This window comes from Azospirillum sp. SYSU D00513 (assembly GCF_017356015.1).
Taxonomy (GTDB): Bacteria; Pseudomonadota; Alphaproteobacteria; order Azospirillales; family Azospirillaceae; genus Azospirillum.
The window spans coordinates 97446-109701 of record NZ_JAFIQV010000024.1 but is presented as its reverse complement, the minus strand read 5'-3'; the positions used below and the strand labels follow the sequence as shown (position 1 = coordinate 109701).

At 69.8% G+C, this 12256-nt stretch carries 11 protein-coding genes; 3 read left to right on the top strand and 8 right to left on the bottom strand.

The window, feature by feature from the left end; all coding sequences use genetic code 11:
- Positions 1-488: 488 nt before the first annotated feature.
- The 5 genes from JUB11_RS18430 to JUB11_RS18410 all read right to left on the bottom strand — a co-directional run bounded on the left by JUB11_RS18430 (position 489) and on the right by JUB11_RS18410 (position 5492).
- Positions 489-1109: an alpha/beta hydrolase gene (locus JUB11_RS18430; RefSeq protein ID WP_207460040.1), complete on the bottom strand. Its 621-nt coding sequence runs from the start codon at positions 1107-1109 to the stop codon at positions 489-491.
- A gap of 89 nt (positions 1110-1198) precedes the next feature.
- Entirely contained in the window at positions 1199-2131 is a 933-nt protein-coding gene (locus JUB11_RS18425; RefSeq protein WP_207460039.1) for a ring-cleaving dioxygenase, read from the bottom strand.
- Positions 2132-2266: 135 nt separating this feature from the next.
- Positions 2267-3754, bottom strand: coding sequence for a PAS domain-containing sensor histidine kinase (locus JUB11_RS18420; protein WP_247887152.1), 1488 nt, complete (start codon positions 3752-3754; stop codon positions 2267-2269).
- A 43-nt stretch (positions 3755-3797) separates the two neighbouring features.
- On the bottom strand, positions 3798-4430 hold the full coding sequence (locus JUB11_RS18415) for an OmpW family outer membrane protein (protein WP_207460038.1): 633 nt from the start codon (positions 4428-4430) through the stop codon (positions 3798-3800).
- 222 nt (positions 4431-4652) lie between these two features.
- Positions 4653-5492, bottom strand: coding sequence for a universal stress protein (locus tag JUB11_RS18410; protein ID WP_207460037.1), 840 nt, complete (start codon positions 5490-5492; stop codon positions 4653-4655).
- A gap of 132 nt (positions 5493-5624) precedes the next feature.
- On the opposite strand from JUB11_RS18410, the gene JUB11_RS18405 reads away from it, so the two are divergent.
- The gene (locus tag JUB11_RS18405) at positions 5625-6854 is read left to right on the top strand and encodes a CBS domain-containing protein (RefSeq protein ID WP_207460036.1); all 1230 of its coding nucleotides are present in this window, start codon (positions 5625-5627) and stop codon (positions 6852-6854) included.
- 168 nt (positions 6855-7022) lie between these two features.
- On the top strand, positions 7023-7256 hold the full coding sequence (locus JUB11_RS18400) for a hypothetical protein (RefSeq protein WP_207460035.1): 234 nt from the start codon (positions 7023-7025) through the stop codon (positions 7254-7256).
- A 39-nt stretch (positions 7257-7295) separates the two neighbouring features.
- On the opposite strand, the gene JUB11_RS18395 is transcribed toward JUB11_RS18400, so the two are convergent.
- The 3 genes from JUB11_RS18395 to JUB11_RS18385 form a co-directional block, all read right to left on the bottom strand.
- A complete protein-coding gene (locus JUB11_RS18395; RefSeq protein WP_207460034.1) occupies positions 7296-8162 on the bottom strand; it encodes an amidohydrolase family protein in 867 nt (288 codons plus the stop codon).
- A gap of 13 nt (positions 8163-8175) precedes the next feature.
- A complete protein-coding gene (locus JUB11_RS18390) occupies positions 8176-9708 on the bottom strand; it encodes an altronate dehydratase family protein (protein ID WP_207460033.1) in 1533 nt (510 codons plus the stop codon).
- A 242-nt stretch (positions 9709-9950) separates the two neighbouring features.
- Complete coding sequence (locus JUB11_RS18385; RefSeq protein ID WP_207460032.1) at positions 9951-10868, bottom strand: GntR family transcriptional regulator; 918 nt, start codon at positions 10866-10868, stop codon at positions 9951-9953.
- A gap of 212 nt (positions 10869-11080) precedes the next feature.
- On the opposite strand from JUB11_RS18385, the gene JUB11_RS18380 reads away from it, so the two are divergent.
- Positions 11081-12211, top strand: a complete 1131-nt coding sequence (locus tag JUB11_RS18380; protein WP_207460031.1) for a mannitol dehydrogenase family protein — start codon at positions 11081-11083, stop codon at positions 12209-12211.
- The last annotated feature ends 45 nt before the right edge of the window (positions 12212-12256 follow it).

Sequence of the window (12256 nt, the reverse complement as noted above, 5' to 3'; positions counted from 1 at the left end):
CAAACCTCAAGGCGGACGCGGCGCCCCTCTCCCGTGTCCGTTCAAGCTCTTTCAACACCGAGCCTGAACGTCTGTGCCCGTGATACAAGGCTATGACCTCCCGCGACACCCAGCCCTTCAGGCCGGTCGGCCCCGGCCTCAGCGGGTTCTGCGCCGTCACCGCGTTCCGCGCCGTCATGGCATCACCGGATTCTGGAGCGCCCGCCGCTTGTCGTTCATCTTCTCGCCCATCTTGCCGTCCGGTCGCCTCGGCGCCCTAGGAAAAGGGCCGCCCTGCCCGCGGCCACCTATTGCACCGAGACTATCCGGATGTCTTAACCCATTTGCAGCTGTACCGTAGCTCCGCCTTGAACATCTGAGAAGGGTTTTGGCTCGGCAAGGCTGAGACATCGGCGGGGGCATGGGGTGGCAGGGACGGCAGCGGCGGGAACGGGCGCCCTGCCCGACATGGACTCCGTCCAAGCCGCGCCAGGGCACCCTCACCAACCTCAAAGCCGGTCGAGCCACCCCTTCGCAAGCGTCAGGTCCGCCTGGGACAGGCCATGCCCCACCGGCAGGACGCGGTGCTCCACGGCGGCCCCGGCCGTCTCCAGCAGGGAGGCGAGGCGCTTCGCGTTGTCGGCGGGCACGATGGGGTCCGCGGATCCGGAGAGGATCAGCACGGGCTTGCCGCCGAGATCCGCCGGGGGCGGGTTCCGCAGGGGGACCATCGCCCGCAGGAGGACGGCGCCGGCCAGCGCCTCGGGCCGGAGTTGCAGGACCGCCGCGGCGATGTTGGCGCCGTTGGAGAAGCCGACGGCGACCGGGGCGGCAAGGCCATGGGCCTGCCGTGCCTCGGCGACGAAATCGGCCAGCTCATGGGCGCGCCGCCGCACGTCCTCCTCGTCGAACACGCCCTCGCGCAGACGGCGGAAGAAGCGCGGCATGCCTTGCTCCAGCACCTTCCCGCGCGGGGACAGCCGCGCGGAGCCGGGCGAGACGGCGTGACCCAGGGGGATCAGGTCCTCCTCGTCGCCCCCGGTGCCGTGCAGCAGCAGGAGCGGCGGGCGGCCGGGTTCGGTGGCGGGATCGTAGCGGTGGATGAAGGACAGTTCCGGCGTGCCGGTCATGACAGACCTCCCGGCGTAGCCCCATGGCTCCGCCTCGGCAAAGGGTTCCCGCCCTCCGGACGGGGCCGGAAGGCGGGAGGGTTCGTGGATCAGGCGACCTCGGGCAGGACCGCCTCGATCTCCGGGCGGCTGCGCTCCAGAAAGCGCGGCAGCTTCAAGGCTTGGCCGAGCGAGCCGGCCGGCTCGTCGACGGCGAAGCCCGGCTCGTCCGTGGCGATCTCGAACAGGACGCCGCCGGGCTCGCGGAAATAGACGGACCGGAAGTAGTCGCGGTCCTTCTGTTCCGTGGTCCGGATGCCGTGGTTTTGGGCGAGCCGCTCCACCATCGCCGCCTGCGCCGCGTCGTCCGCGGCCCGGAAGGCGACATGGTGGACCGTGCCGGCCCCCGGACGGCCCGGCAGGAAGCCGCCGGCCTCCCGCAGGTCGAGGATGCCGCCGACGTCCGTGCCCTCGGCCTTGTAGCGGGTGACCGTGCCCTCGCGGGCCAGTTCGGTGAAGCCGAACACGTCCGTCAGGATCGCTCCCGTCGGCGCCGCCTTCTCCAGCAGGAGGCTGACGCTGTGGAAGCCCCGGACGGCATGCTCGGCCGGAATCTCGCCGTTGTCCCAGGCGGGCTCGTCCCCGATGCCGGGAACGGCGGCGAGCGCCAGCCGCATGCCGTCCGGATCCCGGAAGGGCAGCACGGTTTCGCCGAAGCGCTTCACCGGGCTGTCATGGGCAACCCCCTTCTCGAGAAACCGGTGCGTCCAATAGCCGATGGAGCCCTCCGGCACGCGGAACACGGTCTCCTGCGTCTCGCCGATGCCGAGCCGGCCCGGCGCCACATTGTCCCAGGGGAAGAAGGTCAGGATGGTGCCGGGCCGCCCCTCCCCGTCGCCGAAATAGAAGTGGTAGGTCGTGGGATCGTCGAAGTTGACGGTCTTCTTGACCAGCCGCAGCCCGAGCACGCGGGTGTGGAAGTCGAGGTTGCGGCGCGCGGGTCCCGCGATGGTGGTGACGTGATGGATGCCGTTCCGGTGCATGGTCTTGCCCTCCGTCTGGATGACCGGGTTCTGATCTGCACCGAAGATAATGCGTTCCCTTGTCTGCGATAATACCGCCAGATTGAACCTGTTTGTTCCTGAAAGGGGAACTATTGCCGGGGGACCGGCTTGGCTTCAGCCGCCCTGCTCCACCGCCGGCACGGTGAAGCGGAAGACGGTGCCGCCGCCGGGATTGTCCTCGGCGCGGATGTGGCCGCCATGCGCCTCGACGATGGAGCGGCAGACCGACAGGCCGACGCCGAGGCCGCTCTCCTTCGTCGTGGAGAAGGGCTGGAACAGCTTGGCCCGGATCTCCTCCGGCAGGCCGGGGCCGCTGTCGATGACGGCGATCCCGATCATGCCCTCCTCCGCCGGCTCCATGCGGATGGTGAGTTCCCGCCGGGGGGCGCCGGCCATCGCCTCGACCGCGTTGCGGATCAGGTTCAGCAGCACCTGCTGGATCTGGATGCGGTCGATGGAGGCCGGCGGGACCTCCGTCGCCAGTTCGAAGACGACGCGCACGCCATGCTCCTTGGCGCCGACCAGCGCCAGGGCGCAGGCCTCCTCGATCGTCTTGGCGAGGTCCTCCGGCTGGCGGCCGGGCTCCCCGCGCTTCACCAGCTCGCGCAGGCGGCGGATGATCTGGCTGGCCCGCGTGGTCTGGTCGAGCGCCTTGCCGATGGCCGACAGGGCGTTGGCCGGCGCCGCGGCGCCGAGCAGCCGCAGCCCGGCGTTCAGGTAGTTGCCGGCGGCGGCGAGCGGCTGGTTGATCTCGTGCGCCAGCGCCGAGACCATCTGGCCCAGCTCGCCGACGCGCGAGAGGTGCAGCAGCTCGGCCTGAAGCTCCTGCACGCGCCGCTCGGTCTTCTGCCGCTCGGTAAGGTCGCGGATGAAGGCGGTGAAGAGGCGCCGCCCCTCCTGGGCGACCTCGCCGACCGCCAGCTCCATGGGGAAGGTCGATCCGTCCTTGCGCAGGCCGCTGACGACGCGGCCGATGCCGATGATGCGCCGCTCGCCCGTCGCCATGTAGCGCGCGAGATAGCCGTCGTGCCGTTCCGCGTGCGGCCCCGGCATCAGCAGCGAGACGTTGCGCCCGACGACCTCCGCTGCCGCGTACTGGAACATCCGCTCGGCGGCGGCGCTGAAGGACAGGATGGCGCCGCGCTCGTCGATCACCACCATGCCGTCGGGAATGGTGTCGAGGATCGAGCGCAGATGCGCCTCGCGCGCGCGCAGCGCCGCCTCGGCGCGCCGCTGCTCGGTGATGTCGCGGACGATCTTCAGGAAACCGCGCAGCCGTCCGTCCATTCCGCGCAGCGCGGTGGTCGAGACGTTCGCGATGAAGTCCGTGCCGTCGCGGCGCAGGCGGCGGGTTTCCTCCTCATAGCGGCCCTGCTCGCGCGCGATGCGCAATTCGCGCTCCGGCTGGCCGGCCTCGATGAGGGGGGCGGGGAAGAACAGGGTGAAGGGCCGGTCGAGGATTTCCTCCGCCGGCCAGCCCAGGATGCGCTCCGCGCCCGCGTTCCAGGTCACGACGCGCCCGTCGGGCGCGAGACGGAGGATGGCGTAGTCCAGCACGCCCTCGACGATGCGCAGGTCGTCCTCAACCGGCGGAGCGCTCATGTCCGTCCCGTTCCCTTTTCTTCTAAAAAACGTCCGGCCGGGCTCAGAACTTGTAGCCGACCCCGACGCCGAACAGCCACGGGTTCAGGTTCGCGTCAGCGCGCAGGCCACCGCTCACCTTCACGTTGGTGTCGAGCCAGATCTTCTTCACGTCCACGTTCAGGAGCCAATTGTCGGTGATGAAGTAGTCGAAGCCCGCCTGGGCGGCGAGGCCCAGGGAATTGCTGTAATCCACGCTGCCCAAGGCGCTGGACTTTTCGTCATAGAAGAGCGTCCAGTTCACGCCGGCGCCCACATAGGGGCTGAAACGCTCCTTGGGCAGGAAATGGTACTGCACGGTGAGGGTCGGCGGCAGGAGCCGGACGCTGCCGAGATCGGCGCCGAGCTGCTTCACCTTGACGTCGTGCTTGGTGGTCCCGGCGATGAGTTCGAAGGCGATGTTGTCGGTCACGAAATAGGACAGGTCCAGCTCGGGAATGACGTCGTTGGACACCCGCGCGTCCAGCCCGGTGTCGGCACCGCCGCTGTGGATGTCCGCCTTCTCGTCGGGCACGACCGCCAGGGCGCGGGCCCGCAGCACGATGTCGCCGGCCTTCTTGCCGGTGAAGTCCTGCGCGCCCGCCGGAGCCGCGAGAAGAGCCGCCGCCACGACGGCCAGATGCCAGCAACGCACCATGATGTCCCTCTTTTTCTTGAAAACCGGCGCCCGCCGCCCTGTCCGGACCAGATGGAACCGGAGCAGGGCGGCCAGACGTCCGGCCGGTGACGAAGGGTTACTCCCCTTCGACGAGCGGGAGCTTGACCTGGATCAATCTCCCGCTCTTTTTTATTGTTCGTGCCGCGTGCTGTTCGCCTTTTTGACTTTCCCGCCCGTTTTTTTCCGGCTGCGCCTTTCGGCTCAGTGCGACATCAGCACCGGCACGGTCATGTTGCGGAGCATGCCGCGCGTCATGCCGCCGAGCACCAGCTCGCGCACCCGCGAATGGCCGTAGGCCCCCATGACCAGCAGGTCGGTGCCGTATTCGAACATCCAGTTGAGCGTGAGGTCGGACGCGGCGATCGTGTCGGCCCGCGTGGACGCGACCTCCACCGGCACGCCGTGGCGGGCGAGATGCAGGGCGATGTCGGCGCCGGGCTCCTCCCCATGATTGCCCGTCCGGTCGGCGTTGACGGTCAGCACATGCACCGAGCGCGCCTTCTCGATGATCGGCATGGCGTCCGCAACGGCGCGCGCCGCCTCCCGCCCGCCGTCCCAGGCCACCAGCACCCGATCGCCGATGGTGGCGCCGGCACCGATGTAGGGCACGATCAACACCGGACGGCCCGAGGACAGCAGGACCTCCTCGACCACGGACTGGCTGACGGCCACCATCTCGTCGACCGGCGGCTGGCCGAGCACGAGCAGGTCGGCGTAGCGGGCGTGCAGGGCCAGCGTGTCGGCGATGGTGTCGGGCCGGCAGCGCGCGACGCGGCGCTCCGTCTGGCAGGACTGGCGGGCGAGCAGCGCGTCGAGTTCGGCGGCCTGCCGCGCGGTCTCCTCGGCGGCGGCGCGCGCCAGCTGCGCGACGATGCCCGCGGGCACCTGCCCGTCCAGGAAGACCGGCACCTGCGCCCCGAAGTCCAGCACCAGTGCCGCGAGATGCGCCCCGTGCCGCTCCGCCAGCCGCGCGGCCGCCTCGACCCGCTTCACACCAGACGCGGTGCCGTCGAAATGAACCAGAATGTCCTTGCAGGCCATGGTGCCCTCCTCCCTTGGGGTGTCAGTCAGCCTGGCCAGCGTGACGCCAGGGCACGGAACCGGCATTGACCTGGGTCAAGGCGGTCCGCCGCCAGGAGCGGAAGGATGGCGCCATCCAACGGGAGAGCAGCCATGAGGATCGCGGCCATGAAGATCGCGGATGAGATGAAGCGCGAGGTGATCAGCGTGCGGCCGGACAGCTTGCTGGCCGAGGCGGGCCGGCTGATGCTGGAGCACGCCGTCAGCGGCCTTCCTGTGCTGGACGGGGACGGCGGCCTCGTCGGCATCCTGTCGGAGGGCGACTTCCTGCGCCGCGCCGAGATCGGGACCGAGCGGCACCGGCCGCGCTGGCTGGAGTTCCTGGTCGGGCCGGGGGTGCTGGCGGACCAGTATGTCCGGGCCAACGCCCGCACGGTGCGCGACGTGATGACGCAGGATGTCGTGACCGTCGCCGAGGACGCGCCGTTACGCGAGGCCGCCGACCTGATGACGAAGCACCGCGTGAAGCGCCTGCCCGTGCTGCGCGGCCGGACGCTCGCCGGCATCATCAGCCGGTCGGACCTGCTGCGCGCCGCGTCCGGGCTGATGGGCGGGCTGATGGGCGGGCCGGCAGAGGCGGGGCCAGTGGAGCCCGTGCCCGACGCGGTCATCCACGAGCGTCTCACGGCGGAACTGGCACGCCAGCCCTGGGCGCCACTGGACCTGCTCGCCATCACCGTGCAGGACGGCATCGTGCGGCTGAAGGGCAGCCTGTCCGACGACCGCCAGCGCGCCGCGCTGGCCGTGGCCGCCCGCAACGTCCCCGGTGTCCGCGGCGTCCTGGACGAGCTGGTCTGGGTGGAGCCCCTGTCCGGCTGCGTCATCGAGGCGCAGGCCGGGGCGCCGCCCGTTGCCGAGGCGCGCACGGACGCCGGCGCGGCAACGGCGATCATGGACACGGTCCTGCTGCGCCCCGGCGCGCTCCGCGAGATCGCCCGGGCGCAGGCAGCGGAACGCAGCACGCAGTCGCGGGAAGAGGACCGCAAGCGCAAGGCGCAGGAAGAGGAACTGCACGCCGCCTTCATGACCCGGCACCTCCAGCCGGACGCGGAGGAGCGCTTCAACCTCCAGCTCCGCGAGGCCGCTGCGCGGGGCGAGCACGAGGTCATGGTGCTGCGCTTCCCCAGCGACTGGTGCACCGACCGGGGCCGCGCCATCAACAGCCTTTCGGAGGACTGGCCAGCCTCCCTGTCCGGCTTCGCCCGCGAACTGCACCAGGCCTACGAGGCGCGGCTGCGCCCGCTCGGCTACCGGCTCCGCGCACAGGTCCTGAACTACCCCAACGGCATGCCCGGCGAGGTGGGGCTGTTCCTGGGCTGGTAGGAGGGTCCTTGGAACGCCGCCGTGCCGGGCGAGGACCGGACAGCGATGCACACACGTCCTAGCACGCGCGGAGGGGGAAGACCGACGCGAAAGATGGATTGACTCGAAACCTCTTCGGGAGTCATTGCTGGGCAGGGGCCGAAGCGGCCCCCTGGGGAGACCTCGACGATGAAAAGCGACGACCAGAACGGACGGCAGACGGCGCAGGCGCACGTTCGCGATCCGCGCTCAGGCGTCCCGTTGTCCCAACTCGGGACGGATGAGCTGGACCGCCGCCTGCGGACGAACCGCCAGTTCATCCTCCTGGACCTGCACGAAACCGACGGACAGCATCTGCGTGAACTCTTCCAGGAGCAGGTGCTGCTGCTGCGGGAAAAGGCCCGGCGCCTCAGAAGGGGCTGACCAGCGCGGCCTGCCCTGAGTGGTGCCACGCAGGTCGCCTCACCCCGCCACGCGCAGCCCATACAGCTCCATCGCCGAACCGCCGAAGATGCGGTCCTGGTCGGCGGGAGGCAGATCGGCCAGGCACTCCCGCAGGGCGCCGATCACGCGGGCGTAGTCGGCGGCGAGCAGGCAGACGGGCCAGTCGGATCCGTAGAGGCAGCGGTCGGGGCCGAACAGGTCCAGCGCGTGGCGGACGTAGGGGCGGAGGTCCGCCGGGGTCCAGCCGCCCCAGTCGGCCTCGGTCACGAGGCCGGACAGCTTGCACCAGACATGGCCGCGTTCGGCGGAAAAGCCCGCCATCGCTCCGGCCCATTCCTCGAAGCCGCCGCCCCGGATGTCCGGCTTCGCGCAGTGATCGACCACGAAGCGCAGCCCCGGCATGTCGCGCACGGTGGCGAGCGCCGCCGGCGCCTCGCGCGGGCGGATCAGCAGGTCGTAGACCAGCCCGTGGTCCCGCACCGCCATCAGCCCGCGCCGCACCTCGGGGCGGAGCAGCCAGTCGGGATCCGGCTCGTCATGGACCTGGTGGCGGATGCCGACCAGCCGGTCGCCACCGGGGCCGGCCTTCAGCCCGGCGATGGTCTCGCCGGCGGCGGGGTCGGTCAGGTCCACCCAGCCGACCACCCCCGCGATGAAGGGCGTGCCGGCGGCGAGTTGAAGGAACCGCCGGGTTTCCGCCACGCTCGACCAGGTCTGCACCAGGACGGTGGCGGACACCCCGGCCGCCTCCAGCGCCGGCCGCAGGTCGCCGGGCGCGAAGACCCGGCGGATGGGCGCCATGGCCTCCCCGGCCATCCAGCCGTAATCCCCGTCCTCGGGGTCCCAGAAATGCTGGTGGGCGTCGATGACCGGAGATTTCACCATGGTGCCCTGCCGCTCACATCGTCGCGCCGATCTGCCAGGGCACGAACTCGTTGCCGCCGTAGCCCAATTCCTCGGACTTGGTCTTCTCGCCGGAGGCGACGGCGATGATCCGTTCGAAGATCTCGCGCCCCTTCTCCTCGATGGAGACGCCGTCGAGGATGTCGCCGCAGTTGATGTCCATATCGTCGGTCATGCGGGCGTAGACGTCGGAGTTGGTCGCCAGCTTGATCGACGGGCTCGGCTTGCAGCCGAAGGCGGATCCGCGGCCGGTGGTGAAGCACAGCAGGTTGGCGCCTCCCGCCACCTGGCCGGTGGCCGAGACCGGATCGTAGCCCGGCGTGTCCATGAAAACGAAGCCCCGCTCGGTGACGGGCTCGGCGTACTCATACACGGCGGCGAGCGGGCTGGTGCCGCCCTTGGCGACCGCGCCCAGCGACTTCTCCAGGATGGTGGTCAGGCCGCCCGCCTTGTTGCCCGGCGAGGGGTTGTTGTTCATCTCGCCGCCGCTCTGGCTGGTGTAGCCCTCCCACCAGTGCAGCCGCTCGACCAGGCGGTCGGCGACCTCCGGCGAGACCGCGCGGCGGGTCAGCAGATGCTCCGCCCCGTAGATCTCCGGCGTCTCCGACAGGATGGCCGTGCCGCCGTGCCGCACGAGCAGGTCGGCCGCCGCACCCAGCGCCGGGTTGGCGGTGATGCCGGAATAGCCGTCCGAGCCGCCGCACTGCAGCCCGACGATCAGCTCCGACACGGGAATCGGCTCGCGGCGGCAGGCGTTGACCTGGGGCAGCATCTCCTTAATCTGCTCCACGCCGGCCGCGACCGTCTTGCGGGTGCCGCCGCTGTCCTGGATCGTCATGCTGCGGAACAGCGGTCCCTCGCTCAGGCCGTAATGCGTCTTCAGCCGGCTGACCTGCAGCACCTCGCAGCCGAGCCCGACCAGCAGCATGCCGCCGAAATTGGCGTGCGAGGCGTAGCCCCACAAGGTGCGCTGGACCATGTCGTAGGCTTCGCCCTTGCTGGTCATGCCGCAGCCGGTGCCATGCACCAGCGCCACCACCCCGTCGACGTTCGGGTAGGCGTCGAGGATGCCGGAGCGGTTGACCTCCTCCGCGATGAAGCGCGCGACGGTGGCCGAACAGTTCACGCTGGTGGCGATGCCGATGTAGTTGCGCGTCCCGGCGCGGCCGTTGGCGCGGCGGTAGCCCTGGAAGGTCCGGCGCTCCTGCTCCGGCACGAGCTCCACAGGACGGACGGCGTCGCGGCTGTCATGGTCGCGCGCGAACTCCAGCATGCCGGAATTGTGCTCGTGCACCCACTCGCCCGGCGCGATGGCCCTGGTCGCGGCGCCGATGATCTGGCCGAACTTCAGGATGGGCGCGCCCTCGGCGATCGGCTGCGCCGCCACCTTGTGCCCCTTGGGGATGCGCGCGCGCGCGGTCAGGCCGCCGTCCAGAGGCGCGCCTTCGGCCAGCGCGTCGATGGCGATGAGGACGTTGTCCCGGGGGTGCAGGCGAAGGGTGCGCGGCAGCGTGGCGGTGTCGGTCATCGGGCGCTCTTTCCGCCAGGGGCGGTCATGGGATTGGTGACGGGATTGGTGGCGGGATGCAGGCACGTCATCGGAAATTTCCTCCCCGGTCATGCAGCGACGGCTCTTCCGGCGACGCTTCTCGATACCCCGTTTGCTTGGGGGCTTTATAGTTGGGAAAGCCGTCGTTCCTTAGCTATAAAAAACGGCCTTCGCAGCCGGGCGTCAACCTGCTTTTTATGGACAAAAGCGCTTTTCGGCGCTCAGCGGGCATCGGCCATCTGGTGCGTGTCGATCTGCGAGATGGAGCGCAGCAGCGTCGTGCGCGCGGTCTTCAGATGCGCCCGGCAGGTGATCATGGCCGCCTCCAGGTCGCGGCTCTTCAGCGCCGCGATGTAGGCCAGATGCTCCTGGATCGCCACAGTGTTGCGCGCCTTCTCCTCCGCCTTGTTCCACTGGTAGTGGTAGTGGAAGATCATCGAGATGATGTTGTGGAAGTTGCCGATGAAGCGGTTGGCCGAGGCGTCGTTGATCAGCCGGTGAAAGCGCTCGTCAAGGTCGGAGAAGTCGGTGAAGCGCCGGTCGATCTCGTCCAGCAGCACGAGATGCTGGCGCTCGATCTGGTCCAGCTTCCGCCATGCCGGGGAATCCGCCGGCAGCTCCACGAAGCGCTGGACCGACCGCGTCTCGAACAGCTCCCGCACCTCCGACAGCTCCAGCGCGAAGTCCTCGGTAAAGCCGCGGAACACCCAGCCGCCGCTCGGCCATTTCTTCAGCAGGCCGAAATGGTTGAAATGGTTCAGATATTCCCGGATGGCCGAGGTCGAGACGCCGAACTGCCGGGCAAGGTCGAGGCTGTTGATGTGCTGGCCCGGCTTGCAGTCGCCCTGGAGGATCCACTCCATGAACTTCTTCTCGACCGTGGCGCCGACCGACTCGGTCTCGAACTCCGGGTAGAAGTCGCTCTCCGCGGGATGGCGCAGAATCCGCTTGCCCCGCCCGTCCACCGACGCCAGCCCCGCCTCGGCGAGCGCCGCCAGCACCGAGCGCACCGTGGTCCGGCTGACCCCCAGCGCCTGGGCCAGCTCCGTCTCCGATCCCAGGTCGCCGCCGACCTGCAGCCCACCCATGTGTTCCAGGCAGCGGTTGTAGGCGCGCTTGTAGACGGTGTTGGTCTTCATGGTCGGACTCGCCGGGTCTGGAGAGGGTCTGACGGGAGTTGGGCGGCGGCGGCGGCTTGGGCCGTGGCTGTTTCTGGTCTACGGATTGTTCCGTTAAAAAACAATTTGACTTGGAATGGAAGCCTGCGTTTTTTGAACATAACAAACAGACCTGTTTTTTGGGAGCGCCGAATGACGGACATCACGCGGAACCTGGGGCCGGAGCGCCGGGCATGAGCCGGATCATCCAGTTCGGCACCAGCCGATTCCTCCAGGCCCACGTCGATCTCTTCATCCACGAGGCGCGCGAGGCCAGCCAGCCGGTCGGCCCCATCGCGGTGGTCCAGGCCTCGGGCTCGTCCGACCGCGCCGGCCGCGTGGCCGCCTTCGGCCGTCCGGAAGGCTACCCGGTGATCGTCCGCGGCATGGAGGATGGCAAGCCGGTCGAGCGCACCGTCACCGTGCGCAGCGTGGACCGCGGCCTGTCCGCCGCCGCCCACTGGCCGGAGCTGGTCGAGCTGTTCGTGACCGAGGCCGCCACCGTCGTCTCCAACATGGGCGACACCGGCTACGCCGTGGCCGGGGAGGACCGCACCCCCGCCCTGCTGGAGGCCGCCTCGGCCCCCGCCTCCTTCCCCGGCAAGCTCGCCGCCCTGCTCTTCCAGCGCTGGCGCCGGGGGGCGAAGCCGCTCACCGTGCTGCCCTGCGAACTGATCACCGGCAACGGCCGGGTGCTGCGCGACACGGTGCTGGGCCTCGCCGCCGACGCCGGGGCGCCGGCGGAGTTCGCCGCCTGGCTGAAGGACCGGGTGATCTGGGCCGACACGCTGGTGGACCGCATCGTGTCCGAACCGATCGAGCCGGTCGGCGCCGTCGCCGAGCCCTATGCGCTCTGGGCGATCCGCAACCAGCCCGGCCTGGAGGCCCCCTGCCTCCACCCGTCGGTCGTCATGACCGACGACCTGGAGCCCTTCGAGCGGCTGAAGCTGCACATCCTGAACCTTGGCCACACGGTGCTGGCCGACCTCTGGAAGAACGAGGGGCGCCCGGCGGGCGAGACCGTGCGCGAATGCCTCGCCGACCCGGCCGTCGCCGGGCGGATCGACCAGCTCTACCGCACGGAGGTCATTCCCGGCTTCGCCCTGCGCGGCATGGAGGCGCCGGCCACGGATTACGTCGCGACGACGATGCAGCGCTTCCTGAACCCCTTCCTCGACCACCGGATCGCCGACATCGCGCAGAACCACGCGGCCAAGGCGGAGCGACGCATCGCCGCCTTCCAGGACTGGGTCGCCGGAGCCGGTTCCGCCCCGTCCATGCCGCTGCTCGACGGCGTGCTGGCCCGCGCCCGCGCGCAGGGCTGATCCGCCAACCGCCGCACGCCAACCGCATGAACCGAAAGGCCGGAG

Coding starts and splice junctions, on each gene's coding strand:
- JUB11_RS18430 (WP_207460040.1), bottom strand. CDS start 1,109: ATGACCGGCACGCCGGAACTGTCCTTCATCCACCGCTACGATCCCGCC.
- JUB11_RS18425 (WP_207460039.1), bottom strand. CDS start 2,131: ATGCACCGGAACGGCATCCATCACGTCACCACCATCGCGGGACCCGCG.
- JUB11_RS18420 (WP_247887152.1), bottom strand. CDS start 3,754: ATGAGCGCTCCGCCGGTTGAGGACGACCTGCGCATCGTCGAGGGCGTG.
- JUB11_RS18415 (WP_207460038.1), bottom strand. CDS start 4,430: ATGGTGCGTTGCTGGCATCTGGCCGTCGTGGCGGCGGCTCTTCTCGCG.
- JUB11_RS18410 (WP_207460037.1), bottom strand. CDS start 5,492: ATGGCCTGCAAGGACATTCTGGTTCATTTCGACGGCACCGCGTCTGGT.
- JUB11_RS18405 (WP_207460036.1), top strand. CDS start 5,625: ATGAGGATCGCGGCCATGAAGATCGCGGATGAGATGAAGCGCGAGGTG.
- JUB11_RS18400 (WP_207460035.1), top strand. CDS start 7,023: ATGAAAAGCGACGACCAGAACGGACGGCAGACGGCGCAGGCGCACGTT.
- JUB11_RS18395 (WP_207460034.1), bottom strand. CDS start 8,162: ATGGTGAAATCTCCGGTCATCGACGCCCACCAGCATTTCTGGGACCCC.
- JUB11_RS18390 (WP_207460033.1), bottom strand. CDS start 9,708: ATGACCGACACCGCCACGCTGCCGCGCACCCTTCGCCTGCACCCCCGG.
- JUB11_RS18385 (WP_207460032.1), bottom strand. CDS start 10,868: ATGAAGACCAACACCGTCTACAAGCGCGCCTACAACCGCTGCCTGGAA.
- JUB11_RS18380 (WP_207460031.1), top strand. CDS start 11,081: ATGAGCCGGATCATCCAGTTCGGCACCAGCCGATTCCTCCAGGCCCAC.